The organism is Variovorax sp. GW823-FHT04F07 (genome assembly GCF_058795995.1).
The window spans coordinates 865,914-883,293 of the sequence record NZ_JBXAIG010000001.1; the positions used below are offsets into that span (position 1 = coordinate 865,914).

Genomic DNA, 17,380 nt, shown 5'->3' on the forward strand with positions numbered 1-17,380 from the left:
TCAGGGCACGCGCTGCAGCTGTTCGCGCAGGATGCGCCGGATCTCCAGGATCGCGAGCGGGTGCTCCTGCACGCTGTGCGCCGACGGAATCACCAGCTCCGACACCGCGCCGTCGAGGTGCGCGCTGGTGTAGGGCACGATGCCGTCGCTCGACTCGGCCAGCGGCAGGCCCGGCGTGTCGTTGCCGATGATCGAGTGGTAGCGCACCTTCGGACTCAGCGGCAACCCGGACGACAGGCGCACGAAGGCATCGCGGTCGCTGAGGTTGTCGATGCTGTTGGGAATGCGCAGCGGGCCCATGTCCTGCGAGCTGGGCGCCACGCGCATCAGCTCGCGCGAGATGTCGTTGAGCTGGCCCAGCATGGCCACCGGCAGTGTGATGAGGTTGGCCACCCAGCGCGAGATGCGCTTGTTGGCGAACGAGGTGCCGCGGTGTGGCGACGCGATGAAGATCGCATCGCTGACCTGGGGCAGCGGCTCGAAGCGCAGGTAGGGCCCCAGCCCTTCCTCGATGCGGCGGCGCTGGGCGGCCGGCATGGGGTAGCCCTCGCGCAGCGCGTCCCACAGCACGTCGCCCGACGACGACACCAAGAGGCGCGACAGCACGCCACCCATGCTGTGGCCGATGAGCGTGACATTGCGCGAAGCCTCGGCGCGGCCTTGCGGATCGAAGTGCGCGAGGGTCTGCGTGATGGCTTCGCGGATGGCCAGGTTGTTCAGCGGCAGCGGCGCGTTGGTCGGGTAGTACACCTGCCAGATCTGGTAGCGGCGGCGCAGCGTCTCGTCGCCGAGCACTTCGTTCGCCACGTTGATCCAGGCCTCGGGGCTGCTGGCCAGGCCGTGCAGCATGACGATGGTGCGGCGCTTCGGGTCGTAGGGCTGCATCAGGTAGATGTGCGGCCGGGTCAGGCCCTCGGCGCCGCCGAACAGGCTGCGCAGCGCCTGCAGCGCGAAGTCGGAACGCGCCAGCCACAGGCCGTAGCCCGAGGTGAAGTTGGCGGCCAGCGGAATCTCCTCGCCGGCCAGCCGGATCGTGCTGGTGCGGTAAGGGTCGAACACGGCGATGCGCAGCGTGCGCGTGGCCAGCACGTCCTGCAAGGTGGCGCCGTCGAACTGCAGCAGCGCGGTGAGGGCGGGGAAGGGCGTTTCGCTGAAGGGCGGGGCGTCTTCGTCGGCCTGCGCCGCGGTGGGGCGGTCATCGCCCGCGGCGACCAATTCGGCGCCGAAGCCGTCGCGGCGGTAGATGTTGCGCAGGCCCGAGAAGGTCAGCGAGGCGGCGGGAATCAGCTCTTTGGGCGGGGGCGCGTCGGGTGCGAGCTGCAGCGCCGACAGGTCGGCGTCGATGCGCCAGCCGCTCACCTGCGGAATGGCGGCCACCGACATGTCGCTCTTGCGGTAGCGGCTGAACAGGCCGGTGATGGCGCGCTGCACGGCGTAGTTGTAGTAGTCGCGCACCTGCGTCTGGCGGTCTTCGAAGGCGCGGTCGCGCGGCTTGCGCGCCGTGTGGAACAGGTAGGCGTAGGCGTGGCGCGCGGTTTCCAGCCAGGCCTCGATGGCCTCGGGTGCCATGGGCTGCGCGGCCGAGCCACCGTCGCCGCCCGCCAGCGCGAGCTGCAGCCACACCTCGGACAGCGCCGACATGCGTTGCTCGTCGCTCAGGCCGGCGGAGGTGGCGAGGTTCTGGCGGCAGGCGCGGCCGTCCTTGCGGCACTGGTCGGCGTCGGAGCCGATGACGCGCAGCACCTCTTGTGCGGAGCTGCTGAGCTGGCCGGTGGTGAGCACGTCGCCGCGCCGCTGCGCCAGGTAGTCGGCCGGCGAGATGGTGCCGACCGTGACGCCCGCGCAGCCGGTGAGCAGCGACAGCGCCAGCAGCAGGGCGGGGAAGCCAATGCGCTTCATGGCGCCACGCCCGGCAGGCCGTTGCGGATGGCCTGCGAGAAGTTCACGCCGGGCTGCTTGTCCGTGGCGATGGCCCGGTCAGTGATGCGGCCGCCAGCGCGCAGCGCCTCCATGCTCAGGCCGGGCGTCAGGCCGCCCACGTCGTGCAGGTACTCGGGCAGGTAGCCCGAGGCCAGCAGGCGGTAGTCCATCGGCAGGCCGGGCACGACGTGCCGGGCGAGGCTGTAGACGATGGTCGTGCAGTTGGCGGTGAGCGTGTTGTAGAAGCTCGGCGCGCGCGCCAGCGCATTGGCCTCGCCGACGTAGCCCAGGAACAGCGAACGCATCTCGGCCTGCGGCAGGCGCACGCGGTACATGTAGACGTCTTCGCCGCGCACGTTGGTGCGTACGCGCAGGATGTCGTGCTCGTCGGCGGCCACGAGGCTGTTCTCGAACTGCTTGAAGAAACCGCCCACGGACGAGAAGCTCTCGCCGCGCTCCTTGCGGATCTCGATGGAAAAAGTGACGAACTGGCCGTCGTCGAAACCGAAGGACACCAGCGTGTGGGCGATGGCCGGGCCGGTCCAGTACGACAGCGACACGTCGACCGAGCGCAGGCGGTCCAGGTCGTAGCGGCGCGTGTCCCAGCGCACGGTGTAGTCGGTGTCGCTGCGCCAGTCGAAGTTGCGCACGTTCTCCATCGTGACCACACTGCCCTCGACGCGCGGCTTCAGGTGGCGCGCCACGTCGTCGGCCCATTCGCGATGCTGCGAGGGCGCGATGGTGCCCCACCACTCGAGCAGCACGACGAAGCCGATGGCGTAGGCCAGCAGCGAGCGGCCGGCCTTGCCGCGCCACAGCAGCACGATCGCCGCCAGGCCGAAGAGGCCCCACAGCACCATCGCGCCGACCTTGACCGGCAGCGTCGCGGGCAGCTGGTACCAGAGGGCCGCGCAGGCCCAGGCGGCCGACAGCAAAACGGCGAAGCTCACCAGCAGACGGCCGAGGGAGCGCAGGAGGATTCGGAGCATGAAGAAACGCGGAGGTGGAGGGCGGCCGATTCTCGTCGAGTTGCAGCCGCCGCCGTCGGGCTACAGCGGGTAGGTCACGAGCTTGAAGTCCGGGTCCTCGGGGAAGGACTTCACCGAGAAGCCCAGCCGCCGCACCAGCTTGAGCATGTCGGGGTTGCCGGCCAGCACCAGCCCGTCCATTTCCGAGAGGCCGCGGTCACGCGCCACGTCGATGATGCTTTCCATCAGGCGCGAGCCGATGCCCTTGCCGCTGAACTCGTCGGCCACCACGAGCGAGAACTCGCAGCTGGTCTGGTCGGGGTTGGTGATGTAGCGCGACACGCCCACGATGCGTTCGCTCTCGAGGATGCTGCCATCGGGCGCGGTGCTGCGTTCCATCACGGTGGCGACCAGCGCCATCTCGCGGTCGTAGTCGATGAGCGTGAAGCGCGACAGCATCGACGGCGGCAGCTCGTGGAAGCGCGAGACGAAGCGGAACCAGCGGCTTTCGGGCGACAGGCCCTGCACCAGCGCCTGCAGCATCTGCGCGTCGTTCGGGTGCACCGGCCGCACGACGTACGCGCCGCCACCGGGCAGCGGCCATTCGCGCCGGTAGCGCGCGGGGTACGGCATGATGGCCAGGTGCTGGTAGCCGTTGCCCACCGGGCCCGCCACGGCCTGCGTGCTGCTGTCGACCACGATGCGCGCATCGACCGACACCGCGCCGTGCTCGTCCACGATGATGGGGTTGATGTCCATCTCGCGCAGCTCGGGCAGCTCGCACACCATTTCGGACACGCGCAGCAGCACGTCCTCGATGGCCTCCATGTTCACGGCGTTGGCGCCGCGCCATTCGCCCAGCGTCTCGGCCACGCGCGAGCGCTCGATGAGGTGGCGCGCCAGGAACTGGTTCAGCGGCGGCAGCTCCATCGCGCGGTCGTTCATGAGCTCGATCATGGTGCCGCCGGCGCCGAAGACGATCACCGGGCCGAAGGGCTGGTCGGTGACCAGGCCCACGTAGATTTCGCGCCCGCGCCGCGCGCGCACCATCTTCTGCACGGTCACGCCGTTGATGCGGGCGTCGGGCGCCAGGCGCGCCACGCGCTCCATCATCTCCAGGTAGGTGTCGCGCGCGCTGGTGCCGTTCATCACGTTCAGCGCCACGCCCTCGACGTCGGACTTGTGCGAGATGTCGGGCGAGTCGATCTTCAGCGCCACCGGAAAGCCCAGCTGCGTGGCGATCATCATGGCTTCGTTGGCGCTGCGCGCGAGCAGGGTGCGCGTGATCGGGATGTGGAAGCACGACAGCAGCGACTTCGACTCCATCTCGGTCAGCACCTTGCGCCGCTCGGCCAGCACGCTCTCGATGAGCAGGCGCGCGCCGTCGATGTCGGGCTTGGCCAGCGCCGACAGCGGCGGCGGTGTCTGCTGCAGCAGCTGCTGGTTCTGGTAGAAGGCCGCGATGTTGCCGAAGGCGCCCACGGCCGCCTCGGGCGTGCGAAAGCTCGGGATGGTGGCCTCGGCCAGCACGGCCCGCGCATTGCCCACCGACGCATCGCCCATCCAGCACGACAAGAGCGGCTTGGGCATGGGGCGCGGAATGTCGGCCAGCGCACGCGCGGTGGCGGCCGCGTCGACGCCGGCCTTGGGCGAGAAGATGGCGAGCACGCCGTCGATCTGGCTGTCGGCCGAGGCGGTGTCGATGGCGGCGCGAAAGTGCGCGGGCGTGGCGTCTTCCGACAGGTCGATGAGGTCGGTGAGCGACGCCAGCGCCGGCAGCGACGGCTGCAGCGACCGCTGCGCGGGCGCCGAGAGGCGGCCCAGGTCCAGGCCGATCTCGTTGATCCAGTCGGCCGCGAGCACGCCGGGGCCGCCGCCGTTGGTGACCACGGCCAGCCGCTTGCCCACCGGCCGGTAGCGCGAGGCCAGGCACTTGGCGGCCGAGAACAGCTCGACGAAGGAGCGCACCCGCACCGCGCCTGCACGGCGCAAGGCGGCGTCGAACACATCGTCGCTGCCCACGATGGCCGCGCTGTGCGTCTGCGCGGCCTCGTTGCCGGCCGGCTTGCGGCCCGCCTTGAGCACCACCACCGGCTTGGCGTGCGAGGCCGAGCGCAGCGCGCTCATGAAGCGGCGCGCGTCGGCAATGCCTTCGAGGTACACGATGATGCTGTGCGTGCTCGAATCGTTGGCCAGGAAGTCGAGCACCTGCGGAATGTCGACCGAGGTGTGCGGCCCGAGCGACACCACGCTCGAAAAGCCCACGCCGTTCTGCCGTGCCCAGTCGAGCATCGAGGCCGTGAGCGCCCCCGACTGCGACACCAGCGCCAGCGGCCCGGTGCGCGCGAGCGGGCCGGCCACGCTGGCGTTCAGGTGCAGCGGCGGGCGCTGGAAGCCCAGCGAATTCGGGCCCAGCAGGTGCACGCCTTCGCGGCGCGCGATCTTGCGCCACTGCGCGGCCTGCTCGGCAGCGATGCCGGTGGAGATGACCACCGCGGCCTTGCAGCCGATGCGGCCTGCGATCTCGAGGGCAGCCGCCACGTCGTGCGGCGCCAGCGCGATCAGCGCCAGGTCGGCATGCGTCTGCGCCAGCTCTTCGAGCGTGCCCTGGGTGCGCACGTCCAGAAAGCGCAGCGTGCCGTCGAAGCGGTCGGCCCGGAAGGCCTCGCGCAGCGTGCGGCCCAGGGCGGTCTGGCCCCCCGGATCGCTGGGCTGGCCGACGAAGGCCACGATCGACGCCGGGGCGAACAGGGGGGTCAGGAAATGCTTGTCCATGCCCTAGTTTGCCCGGATCGGGGCGTGCCGCAAGCACCGCGTGTACACTCGCCGGCTCATGTCGTGCCTTTCACTTTCCCCCGTTGCAGCATCCAGCGCCGCCGTTGTCGGCCGCACGATGCCGTTCGCCGCCTGCGTGCGAACGAGCGACGCAGTGAATGCACGAATGATTACCACCATGACCGCCGCGGCCCCCTGAGCACGCGCAGGGTGGCCGCTCCGGCAGCCACCTGGTGTCTCTTCTCCCGAATGAACGAAACCCAGCTGGCAGCTGGGTTTTTTTGTTTTTGTCCTGTTCGTTCGTTGTTTGGAGAAGCCCATGTACCGCGATCCCGTCTCGTCCTTTCTGCCCCAGCCCAGCCATCCTGCGGCCATTCGCCCCCTGCGCGTCGGCATGATCGGCATCGGCACCGTGGGCGCGGGCACCTTCCGCGTGCTGGCCCGCAACCAGGACCTCATCACCGCCCGCGCCGGGCGCGGCATCGAGGTGACGGTGGTGGCGGCGCGCAACCTCGCGCGCGCCCAGGGCATCGTGGGCGAGGGCGTGGCGCTCACGGCCGACCCGATGCAGGTGGCCACCGATCCCGATGTCGACGTGGTGGTCGAGGTGGCCGGCGGCACCGGCCCGGCGCGCGACTGGGTGCTGGCGGCCATTGCGCACGGCAAGCACGTGGTCACGGCCAACAAGGCGCTGCTGGCCGTGCACGGCACCGAGATCTTCGCCGCCGCCAGCGCGCACGGCGTGGCCGTGATGTACGAGGGTGCGGTGGCGGTGAGCATCCCCATCGTGAAAGCGCTGCGCGAGGGCCTCACGGCCAACCGCATCGAATGGGTGGCGGGCATCGTCAACGGCACCACCAACTTCATCCTGAGCAAGATGCGCGACGAGGGCCTGGACTTCGGCGACGCGCTCGCGCAGGCCCAGGCGCTGGGCTATGCCGAGGCCGATCCGGCCTTCGACATCGAGGGCGTCGACGCCGCCCACAAGACCGCGCTGCTGGCCGCCAACGCCTTCGGCATGCCGGTGCGCTTTGCCGATGCGCAGGTCGAAGGCATCACCGCGCTGCAGCGCCTGGACGTGGCCTGCGCCGAGCAGCTGGGCTTTCGCGTCAAGCTGCTCGGCGTGGCGCGCCGACGTGAAGAAGGCGTGGAGCTGCGCGTGCAGCCCGCGCTGGTGCCGGCGACGCACCTGCTCGCGCAGGTGAACGGCTCGATGAACGGCATCATGGTCAAGGCCGACGCGGCAGGCGTCACGATGTACTACGGCGCGGGCGCCGGCTCGGAGCAGACCGCCTCGGCCGTGATCGCCGACCTGGTCGACGTGGCGCGCCTGGACGGCACCCACGCCGGCCAGCGCGTGCCGCACACCGGGTTCCATGCGCATGCGGTGCGCGAACTGCCGGTGCTGCCGCGCGCGGCCGTGCGCAGCGCGCACTACCTGCGCGTGCCAGTGCAGGCGGCGACCGACATCGCGGCCGTGGCCGAGCTGCTGGCCGCGCAGCGGCTGCCGGTGCGGCAACTGGTGCTGGCGAACGGGCCGGCGGAGGCGGCGCCGCAGGTGCTGGTGATCACCGAATCGGCGCTGCAAAGCGCGGTCGATCTTGCGCTGCATGCGTTGCAAGCGAGCCCGGTCGTGGCTGGGCCTGTGATCGCGTTGCGCGTGGAAACGCTGGACGACTGAAGACGCTCAGGCATCGGTGTCGGGTGCGCGCAATCGCGGCTCCCAGTCTTCGACGCGCTCCGCATCCACCCGCTTGCGAAAGGTGGCGCGCCAGCGCTCGGCCAGGGCGGGCAGGGCGGCGGCCTGTTCCCATTCGGGGGCGAAGCGCGCGTCGCGCGAGAACAGCAGCGCGATGAGGCGCGACAGCGGCCAGTCCGGGTGCGGACGTTCCACGCGCGTGGCCATCGCGCCGGCCCGCACCCAGCCGGGTTCGAGCACGCGGTAGTACCAGCCCGTGCAGCCGCGCGCCTGCATCTCGCGCGCCATGCCGGGCCTGCCGAAGTGCGCATCGAGCTTCCAGCAGGGCTGCCGGCCCTGCGACACCTGCACTCGCGCGTCGCCGAGCTGCACGACGTCGCCGATGCACACGGTCGATTCGTCCCAGCCTGTGGTCGAGATGTTCTCGCCGAAGGCGCCCGCGTGCGCCAGCAGTTCGGTGCGCTGGCCGCCCGCCGCCCAGCCCGCGTAGTGCTCGCGCGGGTAGTGGTGCACGGCCTTCTCGACACCGCCGTGGATGCGCAGGTCGGCCTGCGCGTCGCCCTGCAGGCCGGTGGTCGACAGCCACAGTGCATCGGCCGTCGGCGTCTTGCGGATGCCGCTGCGTGTGCGGCCGTCGGGCAGCAAGGCCACGGGGCCGACCAGCAGCGCGTCGATGGGCAGGGCGGGTTGCGTCATGCGAGCTGAGCCAGCCATGCGGTCAGCATGCGCGTCGCGGCATCGGAGCGCAGGTCGGCCAACTCGGCGCTGCGGGCGCGCAGCGCGGGGATGTCGATGCCGGCCGTGGCCAGTTCGTGGTGGTGCCCGATGAGCCAGGGCTCGATGCGCGCGGGGTCGGCCTCGGGGTGGAACTGCAGCGCGAGCGCATGGCGGCCGTGGCTGAAGGCCTGGTGCGGCGTGCGCGCGGTGCTTGCCAGAAGTTCGGCGCCGAGCGGCAGGTCGAAGGTGTCGCCGTGCCAGTGCAGCACGGGTTCGCCGTCCAGCGCTGCAAGGCACGAGGCCCGGCCCGCCGCGCTCAGGTCGACCGGCGCCCAGCCGATCTCCGTGTGCCCCGACGGGTACACGCGCGCGCCGAGCGCACGGGCCATGAGCTGCGCACCCAGGCACAGGCCCAGCGTGGGTCGCTGCAGCGCCAGCCGTTCGCGCAGGCCGGCGATCGCTTCGGCGAGCCAGGGGTAGGTCGCCGTGTCGTACGCCCCGATGGGGCCGCCGAGCACCACGACGAGGTCGGCGTGGCGCCACTCGTCGGCGCTGAGCGCGAACGGGCCCGCTTGCCGGTAGTCGATGGCGTGGCCGGCCCGGGTGAGCACGTTGGCGAAGCGCCCGAGGTCTTCGAAGGCGAGGTGTTGCAGGGCGATGCATGGCATGCGGCGAGTGTCCTTTCTTCGTTCAGGCGCGGCAGGCGGTGTCGTCGCACGGGCCGTCTGGCGATGCATCGTCTGCAGGTTGTGCAATGAGGTGCGCAGGGGCCTCTTCAGCCGCGAGCTGCCCGATGGCGGCGCCCAGTGCCATGTCGTCGAGCAGGCCGAAGTGGCTCATGCGCAGGCGCCCCTGCCGGTCGACCAGCACCGTGCTCGGCGTGCCCTGCCATTGGTAGTCGCGCATCGTGGCGGGAATGCCGCCGGTGGGCGAGGGCTGGTCGATGCCGATGGGAAAGCCCAGCCGGTACTCGCGCACGAAGGCGTCGAGCGCGGCGGGCGTCATGACGTCGTGGTGCTCGAACACCGAGTGCAGGCCGATCACCGCGACGTCTTTCGCGGCGAACAGTTTCTGAGTCTTCTTCGCCTGCGGCAAGGCGTGCGACACGCAGGCCGGGCACAGCATCTGGAACGCGTGCAGCACCACGACCCGGCCGCGCAGCGACGCGAGCGTGACGGGCGCATCGGTGTTGAGCCACTGCGCGACCTGCAGCTCGGGCGCCTCGGGGCGCGGCCAGGTCATGTCAGGCCGCCTCGGTGCGCAGCTTCACCTGCGGGAAATCCACCGGCACCTGGAACGCCACGTTCACGTAGTTGGTGAACAGGTTCAGCGCGACGTGGGCCAGGATCTCGACGATGTGCCGGTCGTCGAAGCCCACGGCGCGCAGGGCCTGCACGTCGGCGTCGCTGACCTGGCCGCGTGCATCGACGAGCTTGAGCGCAAAGCGCAGCGCCGCCGCCGTGCGCGGGTCGGCCGATTCGCCGGCCTGCGCGGCCGCCATGTCGGCGGCCGACACGCCCGCCTTGCGGCCCAGCGCGGTGTGGGCCGCGAGGCAGTAGTGGCAGGCGTTGCGGTCGGCCACGGCCACGGCGATCTGCTCGCCGAGCTGCGCCGGAATGACGCCGCCGCCGAGTGCGCCGAACGATCCCCAGAGGCTGCGCAGCGCCGCGGGCGAGTTGGCGACGGCGCGGAACATGTTGGGCGTGGCGCCGAAGGCACCGTGGATGTCGGCGAGCAAGGACTGGGCGTCGCCGGTGGCGGCGGTGTCGGTGACGAGGTTGACGCGGGGCATGAAGACTTCCTTTCGGTGATGACGATGGAGGCAGTGTCTTCCCGGAATCCGTATGATTTGAACGCTTTCATCCATTCAACATACCTTTTCGTCCAATGCCGAGCGCACCACCGCCGCCGCCCATCGACAGGCTCTCGTCCCTGCTCGAACGCTTCCGTGTCCGGGCCCACCTGTTCCACACGGGGCCGCTGTGCAGCGTGACGCACTTCGCGGCGAAGGAAGGGCGCAGCTTCCTGCATGTGATGCGGCGCGGCGAGATGGTGGTCACGCATTCGGCGCCGTCGGTGCGTTCGGCCGGCGTGCCGCGCAAGCTGGTCGTGAAAGAGCCCAGCCTGCTGTTCTACCCGCGCCCGCTGGCGCACGACTTCCACAACGCGCCCACCGAAGGTTCGGACTTCGTCTGCGCCACGGTCGACTTCGACGGCGGCGAGGCGCACCCGCTGGTGCGTGCCTTGCCGCCGCTGGTGCGGCTGCCGCTGCATGCGGTCGACGGCCTCGAAGCTTCGCTGGCGCTGCTGTTCGCGGAAACCGGGCGCGTGCTGTGCGGGCACCGCCTGCTGGCCGACCGGCTGTTCGAGGTGGTGCTGATCCAGCTGCTGCGCTGGCTGCTCGACCATCCGCAGGAGAGCGGCGTTCCCGCCGGCCTGCTGACGGGCCTGGGCGATCCGCAGCTGGCGCGCGTGCTGGTCGCGCTGCACGAGCGCCCGGGCGAGCCGTGGCCGCTCGAACAGATGGCGACGGAGGCCGGCATGTCGCGCAGCGCGTTCGCGGCGCGCTTCAAGTCGGTGGTGGGCGCGACGCCCGCCGACTACCTCGCGCAGTGGCGCCTGACGATCGCCCAGGCCGAGCTGCGCACGGGCGCGTCGGTCAAGGCGATTGCCGACAGCCTTGGCTACGCGAACGCTTCGGCGCTGTCGCGTCTGTTCGCGCAGAAGGTGGGCGTGTCGCCGCGCGAATGGCTCGCGCGGCAGTCGGCTTGAGCGCTCAACCCTCTGCGCGCAGAAAGCGCTCGGTCAGCAGCACCCAGTAGGCGCCGCCCACGGCAACGTTGCTGTCGTTGAAGTCGTAACCCGGGTTGTGGACCATGCAGGCGCCGTGCGCGTCGCCGTCGCCATTGCCGATGAGCAGGTAGCAGCCGGGCACGCGCTCCAGCATGAAGGCGAAGTCTTCGCTGCCCGGCAGCGGCGGCGTCTGCCAGGTGACCTGCGCCGCGCCCACGAGTTCTTCGGCGACGGTGCGCGCGAAGGCGGTCTCTTCGGGCGTGTTGACCAGCACCGCGTAGCCGGGCCGCCAGTCGATCTGCGCCTGCACGCCGAAGCTCTCGGCCTGCGCGGCCACCAGCGCCTTGATGCGGGTTTCGATCTTCTTGCGCACCTCGCGGTCGAGGGCGCGCACGCTCAGTTCGAGCACGGCGCCTTGCGGAATCACGTTGTTGGCCTTGCCCGCGTGGATGGCGCCCACCGTGACCACCGCCATCTGCAGCGGATCGATGTTGCGCGAGACCACGCTCTGCAGCGCCATCACGATGCTGGCCGCGGCCACGATGGGGTCGGCCGCGCGGTGCGGCATGGCACCGTGGCCGCCCACGCCGGTGAGGGTGATGGTGGCGTAGTCGGACGAGGCCATGGCCGGGCCTTCGCGCATCGCCAGCCGGCCCTGCGCCATGCCGGGCATGTTGTGCATCGCGAAGATGGCGTCGCAGGGGTAGCGCTCGAACAGGCCGTCGTCGATCATGCGCACCGCGCCGCCGCCGCCTTCCTCCGCGGGCTGGAAGATCAGGTTCAGCGTGCCGTCGAAGCGCCCGCGTTCGGCCAGGTGCTGCGCCGCCGCCAGCAGCATCGCCGTGTGGCCGTCGTGGCCGCAGGCGTGCATCACGCCCGTGTGCGCGCTGGCGTAGGCCAGGCCCGTGGCCTCGTCGATGGGCAGGGCGTCCATGTCGGCGCGCAGGCCGAGGCGGCGCGTGCCGCTGCCGCGCACCAGCCGGCCCACCACGCCGGTGCCGCCCACATGGCGCTCGACGGTGTAGCCCCAGGCTTCGAGCTTTTCGGCCACCAGTGCCGAGGTGCGGTGCTCGTCGAAGCCGAGCTCGGGGTGCTGGTGGATGTCGCGGCGGATACCGATGAAGGTGTCGGCGCTGGCGTGCAGGTCGTTCAGGAGGGCGGTGGTGCTCATTGGGGTTCCAGTCGGATGGACTTGGCGATGTCGCGGTAGCGCGCGGTTTCGGCTTCGTAGAACTTCGCCGATTCGGCCAGCGTCGTCTGCGGCGAGGCCAGCTGCGTCTGGGCGGCGAGCTGCTCGCGCACGCTCGTTTCCTTCAGCGCCGCGCCGACGGCCTGGTGCAGCTTCTGCACCACGTCCTCGGGCGTGTTCTTGCGCACGAAGAAGCCGCTCCAGGTCTTGTAGTTGACGTTCTTCAGCTCCTTGCCTTCGCTGGCGGTGGGCACGTTCTTCAGCAGCTCCGAGCGCTGCCCGCCGAGCTGGCCGAGGATCTTCAGCCGGCCCTGGTCGGCCAGCGCACCCATGGCGGCGCTGTAGACCAGCACGGCAAAGTCGACCTGGCCGCCGCCGATGTCCTGCAGCAGCGGCGCATTGCCCTTGTAGGGCGCGTGCATGAGCTTTACGCCGGTGTCCAGCTGCACCTTCTCGAGGATCAGGTGGTAGAGCGAGCCGATGCCCACGCTGCCGTACGACAGCGGCTTGTCGGGCGACTTGCGCGCCAGCGCGATGAGTTCGTCGACGCTGTTGGCCGGCAGGTCCTTGCGGGCGACGAAGACCATCACCGCCTCGGCGACCGGGTGCACCATGCGGAAGTCTTCAGCCTTGAGCTTCACGGCCGCATTGGCCAGCGGCGCAAGGATGATCTCGTTGGGCGAGCCCTGGAAGAGGTAGTAGCCGTCGGCCGGCGCGGCCAGCACCTTCTGCGCGGCCATGGCGCCGCTCACGCCGCCCAGGTTCTCCACGACCACCTGCTGGCCCAGTGCCTTGCCCAGCGGCACGGTGAAGATGCGCGCGGTGGCGTCCGAGGGGCCGCCGGCCGGGTAGGGAACCATCAGGTTCACGGGCTTGGCGGGAAAGCCGTCGGCGCGGGCGGGGCCCGCGGCCAGCAGCATCAGCCCGCAGCCGAGCAGCAGCGCGGATCGGAAGAGCGAAGTCGTCGTCAAAGTCATGTCTCCTGGGGTGGTGCCGGCTCGTGGGGCCGGATGCAGGGGAATGCTAGGAGCGGCCCGACGCAACGTCCAATGCATTGTTGGCTGCATTAGCATGAGTCCAATGCATTCTTGAAAACGAGGTTTTCGCCATGACGCTGGTTCAACTGAGGCACCTGATTTCGCTGGCCCACACGGGCTCGTTCAGCCAGTCGGCGCAGGCGCTGCACCTGACGCAGCCCGCGCTCAGCCGCAGCGTGCGTGCGCTCGAGGACGAGCTGGGCATGCCGCTGTTCGACCGCATCGGCCGGCGCAACGAGCTCACGGTCTTCGGGCGCGAGGTGCTGGAGCGCGCGCGGCTTTTGGTGTCGGAGGCCGAGGCGCTGCGCGACCGCGGCCGGCAGATGCGCGAAGGCGAGGGCGGCACCGTGCGCATCGGGCTGGGCTCGGGGCCGGGCGCGCTGCTGATGACGCCCTTTTTGCTGCACATGGCGACGCACCACCCGGCCGTGCGCACCGTGATCGCGCGCGGCAGCACCGACCTGCTGGCGCAGGCGCTGCGCGAGCGTAGCCTCGATGCGCTGGTGGTCGATGCGCGCGCGCTCAAGCCCGCGCCCGACCTGGTGCTGACCCACGTGTACGAGCTGCGCGGCGCCTTCCTGTGCCGCCGCGGCCATCCGCTCACACGGCTGCGCAAGGGCGTGAGTTTCGAGGCGGTGCAGCGCTACCCGATCGCCTCGACGCCGCTGAGCGACGAGGTGGCGCGCGGGTTGGTCGAAACCTACGGCCCGCAGGCGCATCCTGCCAACTGCGTGACCCTGCAGTGCGAGGAGCTGCCCAGCATCGCCGACGTGGTGCGCCAGAGCGACACGGTGCTGCTCGCGGTGCACGAGTCGGCACCCGACCTGGTCGAGTTGCGGATGGAGCCGCCGATGCGCGGCACGGCGCGCTTCGGGCTGGTGACGTTGCGCCAGCGCACCGAGGCGCCGGCGCTGGCGATTCTTCGGCGGCTGATGAAGGAGCGGATGGCGGGGGCGTAGGGCGCCGTCTGCTCAGGACGCCGCGTGCGCCGACAGCGCAAGCTGCAGTTCGTCCAGCAGGTCCGCCACGCGCATGTGATCCGAAGCGGTTTCGCCGCAGGCGATTTCCTCCAACGCATCGGCGGGCGCTGCCACGGCCGCAGCGTCGACCATCAAGGCCGCGCCCCTGATCCGGTGGGCATGGTGCGCCGCACTCGCGGTGTCGCCCGCAGCGAACGCCCGACGCAGTGCCGCAAGGTCTTCCGCCATGGCCTCGTGAAACTGCGGCGGCAAGGCCGTGTCGGGACGTTGCGGCGACGACGGCGCCCCGCCCAGCCAGAGCTGCAGCATGCTCGACAGTTCGTCCAGGCGCAGCGGTTTCTTGAGCACGCCGTCCATCCCGCTTTCCATGCATTCGTCGAGGTGCGCCGAGTCGGTCGCCGCCGAGATCGCGATCACGGGCAGATGGCTGACGCCTGCCTCTCGCTCGCTCTCTCGGAGGCGGCGCGTCGCCTCGTAGCCGCTCATCCCGGGCATGTGGCAGTCCATGAGCACGAGCGCAAAAGGATGCGGCGGCGCGAGCGCGGCCAGTGCCGCCGCGCCGTCGGCTTCGATCCGGGCGTCGTAGCCCAGCATGCGCAGTTGCTCCGCGATGATGAACTGGTTGCCCGGATGGTCCTCCACGACCAGCACGGTGGCCGCAGGGCCGGAAGGCGGCCTGCCATGCGCCGCAGCGGCATCCTTGGACAGTTCTTGTGGGGCCGATACAAGCCGCACCGGCAAGGCGAACTCGACCGAGGTGCCCGCACCGAGGCGGCTGGTCAACCGGATCTCGCCGCCCATCAACTCGACCAGCTCCTTGCAGATGGTCAGCCCCAGCCCGGTGCCGCCGAAGCGCCGCGTGGTGGAGTTGTCGGCCTGCGAATAGGCATCGAAGAGGGTGGCCTGCTGCGAGGGCGCAATGCCGATGCCGGTGTCGCTCACCGTGACCGTCAGCAGGCCGTTCATGTCGCCATCGTCCAGAAGCTCCAGCGTCACGTCGATGCGCCCGCGCTCGGTGAACTTCACGGCATTGCCCAGCAGGTTGAGCAGCACCTGCCGCAAGCGTGTCGGGTCGATCAGCACCTGCCGAACCGACGGGTTGTGCGTGCGCACCGATATGACCAGCGGCTTGTCCTGCGCGTTCACGCGCGCCACATGCGCCACCTTCTGCGCCAGCGCGTCGACGTCGGTGGGCACCAGTTCCAGCGCGAGGCGCCGGGCGTCTAGCTTGGAGAGGTCGAGCACATCGTCCAGCAGCGACAGCAGGGCTTCGGCGGCCGCCGAAGCGGTGCGCGTGAAGCGCTTCTGGCGCGCATCCATCGGCGTGTGCGCCAGCATCTCGATGGAGGCCAGCACTGCGTTCATGGGCGTGCGGATCTCGTGGCTCATGACCGCCAGGAAGTTCGACTTGGTGCGCTCGCTCTTCTGTGCGGCGCGCTGCGCCACGCGGGCGCGCCAGGCGAACCAGCCGAGCAGCACGACGCCGCCGAGCAGCAGCAACAGCTGCGGCAGGCGGTAGCGCACGATCGACAGCAGCGAGGGCTCGCCGAAGTCGGTCTGTTCCAGCCACCGGTCGTTCATCTGGCCCGTCTCCGCCGCCGAGAGGCTGGCGAGCGACTTCTCCACGATGGAATGCAGCAGCGGCAGGTCGGCGCGAACGCCCATCTGGGCCACGTATAGGAGATCGCCGATCGTGCCGGAGATGCTCAGCTGACGCGCATGCCTGCGGCGCATCATGGGCAGGAACACCGCGTCGGAGCCGATGGCGGCGTAGGCCTCGCCGGTGATCACCGCGTCGAGGCTTTCCATCGGCTCGCTGGTGGGCAGCACGCGCACGCCGGGGTAGCGCTCGGCGAAGACATGGGCGTAGGTGCCTCCGCCGCGCACGGCCGCCACCTTGCCGTCCAGGTCCTTCATGTGCAGGACGAAGGGGGCGTCAGTGCGCGTGACGATGATCGTCTGCGCCACGAAGAAGGGATCGGTCAGGCGCAGCCGGGCGCCGACCTCGCGCGTGGTGCGGTCGGCGCTGGCGTTCGGGAACATGTCGACCTTGCCGTCGAGGAAGGCCTGCTGGGCTTCCTGCCAGTCGTGGGTGGCGTGCAGCTCGAAGCGCAGGCCCGACTTGCGCGCGACCGCGTCGAGGTACTCCGCGATCAATCCCTTGTAGCGGCCATGCTCGATGGACTCCAGCGGGCTCAGCCGCGTGTCGGCGGCGTAGCGCACGACGGGGTTGGCCTTCATCCAGCGCTGTTCCTCGTCGGTGAAGAGGGGCTGCGCCTGCGCCCAGGCGGGGCCGGCGGGGAGGGCCATCGCGCCGCACATCGTCCACCGGGCCGCTCGCCCGAGAGCGCGCCAGGGATTCATGTCTTGTCCAGCTGGTGGCGGATCTTGAACAGCTCGTTGTCCGTGCGGATGCCCAGCTTGCGGAACGCCGCGTGTTTCTGCGTGCTGATGGTGTTCACGTTGCGGGAGAACTTGGTGGCGATCTGCGTGACCGACAGGCCCTCCAGGCAGCAGCGCAGCACCTCGCGCTCGCGCGGGGACAACTGGGGATGCTTCGTGAGCGCCTCGGCGTCGGTGTGGTGCGACGCGGCCTCGGAAAGGGTGGCGATGTCCGCCGCCATGTCGGGATGCAGGTGGATGCGGCCCTTGCTCACCGTGCGCACGGCCGCCACGAGCTCGTCCAGTTCCTGGTTCTTGCCGACATAGCCGCGCGCGCCGGCTTTCAACGCCAGTGCCACGGTGGCCGCGCTGTAGTGCGCGGAGATGACGATCGTCCGGCTGCGCGGATGCCGGACCTTCAGCGCCCGCAGGAGGTTGAGCCCGTCGATGTCCGAAGGCCCGAGCGAGAAATCCACGAGCACGACATCGGCCGCCACGGTGGCCAGGGCATCGAGCAGTTCGCGGCTGGTGGCATGGCTGCCGACCACCGACAGGTCGGGCTCGTCCGCCAATCTTGCGATCAGGCCATGCCGGACGACCGCGTGGTCGTCGAGCAGCATCAGGCGAAGCGGCTGCGCGGTGAGGTGGTGTGCCATCAGGACCTCCCAGTGGGCGGATCGTAGGTTGCTCGCTCCCGCGCCGACACCATCACAACGAGGGGATGCGCGAGCGCACGCCGCGCAAGCCCGCGCCGCCCCGGCGCTCGAATTTTCGAACGATCTCTAAGTCGTCCCCCCGATTTTTCGTTGCATTTCTATATCGGGAAAAGCACCCAAAAAGAACAATTCATCGGAACAAAACACGCCGCCGCTCACACGCTTTCCGTGCGCACTTCCAAGGGCGTTCGCTGCAAGAGGCAC

14 protein-coding genes are annotated in these 17,380 nt (G+C 70.1%); 3 read left to right on the forward strand and 11 right to left on the reverse strand.

From position 1 onward, the window contains the following. Genes AC1RAA_RS04065 through AC1RAA_RS04075 form a run of 3 tightly spaced genes read right to left on the reverse strand, consistent with a single transcriptional unit; the run spans position 1 to position 5,663 of the window. The gene (locus AC1RAA_RS04065; RefSeq protein WP_492726641.1) at positions 1–1,899 is read right to left on the reverse strand and encodes an esterase/lipase family protein; all 1,899 of its coding nucleotides are present in this window, start codon (positions 1,897–1,899) and stop codon (positions 1–3) included. Next, positions 1,896–2,909: an Lnb N-terminal periplasmic domain-containing protein gene (locus AC1RAA_RS04070; RefSeq protein WP_492726643.1), complete on the reverse strand. Its 1,014-nt coding sequence runs from the start codon at positions 2,907–2,909 to the stop codon at positions 1,896–1,898. Before AC1RAA_RS04070 ends, AC1RAA_RS04065 begins: the two co-directional genes overlap by 4 nt. A 60-nt stretch (positions 2,910–2,969) precedes the next feature. Next, complete coding sequence (locus tag AC1RAA_RS04075) at positions 2,970–5,663, reverse strand: bifunctional acetate--CoA ligase family protein/GNAT family N-acetyltransferase (RefSeq protein ID WP_062472839.1); 2,694 nt, start codon at positions 5,661–5,663, stop codon at positions 2,970–2,972. Between the two features lie 319 nt (positions 5,664–5,982). On the opposite strand from AC1RAA_RS04075, the gene AC1RAA_RS04080 reads away from it, so the two are divergent. Continuing rightward, positions 5,983–7,344, forward strand: a complete 1,362-nt coding sequence (locus tag AC1RAA_RS04080; protein WP_492726645.1) for a homoserine dehydrogenase — start codon at positions 5,983–5,985, stop codon at positions 7,342–7,344. Between the two features lie 6 nt (positions 7,345–7,350). Here the strand turns inward: AC1RAA_RS04080 and AC1RAA_RS04085 are convergent, their stop codons facing one another. From AC1RAA_RS04085 to AC1RAA_RS04100, 4 genes are read right to left on the reverse strand one after another with little or no spacing between them, the layout of a single operon-like run. Continuing rightward, complete coding sequence (locus AC1RAA_RS04085; RefSeq protein WP_492726647.1) at positions 7,351–8,058, reverse strand: MOSC domain-containing protein; 708 nt, start codon at positions 8,056–8,058, stop codon at positions 7,351–7,353. After that, positions 8,055–8,747, reverse strand: a complete 693-nt coding sequence (locus tag AC1RAA_RS04090) for a glutamine amidotransferase (RefSeq protein WP_492726649.1) — start codon at positions 8,745–8,747, stop codon at positions 8,055–8,057. The genes AC1RAA_RS04085 and AC1RAA_RS04090 overlap by 4 nt, the downstream gene beginning before the upstream one ends. Before the next feature lie 22 nt (positions 8,748–8,769). After that, on the reverse strand, positions 8,770–9,321 hold the full coding sequence (locus AC1RAA_RS04095; RefSeq protein WP_492726651.1) for a redoxin family protein: 552 nt from the start codon (positions 9,319–9,321) through the stop codon (positions 8,770–8,772). A 1-nt stretch (position 9,322) separates the two neighbouring features. After that, on the reverse strand, positions 9,323–9,871 hold the full coding sequence (locus AC1RAA_RS04100) for a carboxymuconolactone decarboxylase family protein (protein ID WP_492726653.1): 549 nt from the start codon (positions 9,869–9,871) through the stop codon (positions 9,323–9,325). 95 nt (positions 9,872–9,966) lie between these two features. Between AC1RAA_RS04100 and AC1RAA_RS04105 the strand changes: the two genes are divergently transcribed. Then, a complete protein-coding gene (locus AC1RAA_RS04105) occupies positions 9,967–10,851 on the forward strand; it encodes an AraC family transcriptional regulator (protein ID WP_492726654.1) in 885 nt (294 codons plus the stop codon). A gap of 4 nt (positions 10,852–10,855) precedes the next feature. Here the strand turns inward: AC1RAA_RS04105 and AC1RAA_RS04110 are convergent, their stop codons facing one another. Together AC1RAA_RS04110 and AC1RAA_RS04115 are read right to left on the reverse strand one after the other, a co-directional pair. Further along, complete coding sequence (locus tag AC1RAA_RS04110) at positions 10,856–12,043, reverse strand: M20 aminoacylase family protein (protein WP_492726656.1); 1,188 nt, start codon at positions 12,041–12,043, stop codon at positions 10,856–10,858. Continuing rightward, positions 12,040–13,038 carry a tripartite tricarboxylate transporter substrate binding protein gene (locus tag AC1RAA_RS04115; RefSeq protein ID WP_095947658.1) on the reverse strand — a complete coding sequence of 333 codons (999 nt, stop codon included), beginning with the start codon at positions 13,036–13,038 and terminating at the stop codon, positions 12,040–12,042. The genes AC1RAA_RS04110 and AC1RAA_RS04115 overlap by 4 nt, the downstream gene beginning before the upstream one ends. 131 nt (positions 13,039–13,169) lie before the next feature. Between AC1RAA_RS04115 and AC1RAA_RS04120 the strand changes: the two genes are divergently transcribed. Further along, positions 13,170–14,057: a LysR family transcriptional regulator gene (locus AC1RAA_RS04120; RefSeq protein ID WP_095745258.1), complete on the forward strand. Its 888-nt coding sequence runs from the start codon at positions 13,170–13,172 to the stop codon at positions 14,055–14,057. A 12-nt stretch (positions 14,058–14,069) separates the two neighbouring features. On the opposite strand, the gene AC1RAA_RS04125 is transcribed toward AC1RAA_RS04120, so the two are convergent. Both AC1RAA_RS04125 and AC1RAA_RS04130 read right to left on the reverse strand, forming a co-directional pair. Then, the gene (locus AC1RAA_RS04125; RefSeq protein ID WP_492726659.1) at positions 14,070–16,388 is read right to left on the reverse strand and encodes an ATP-binding protein; all 2,319 of its coding nucleotides are present in this window, start codon (positions 16,386–16,388) and stop codon (positions 14,070–14,072) included. 50 nt (positions 16,389–16,438) lie between these two features. After that, the gene (locus tag AC1RAA_RS04130) at positions 16,439–17,116 is read right to left on the reverse strand and encodes a response regulator (RefSeq protein WP_492726661.1); all 678 of its coding nucleotides are present in this window, start codon (positions 17,114–17,116) and stop codon (positions 16,439–16,441) included. Positions 17,117–17,380 lie beyond the last annotated feature (264 nt).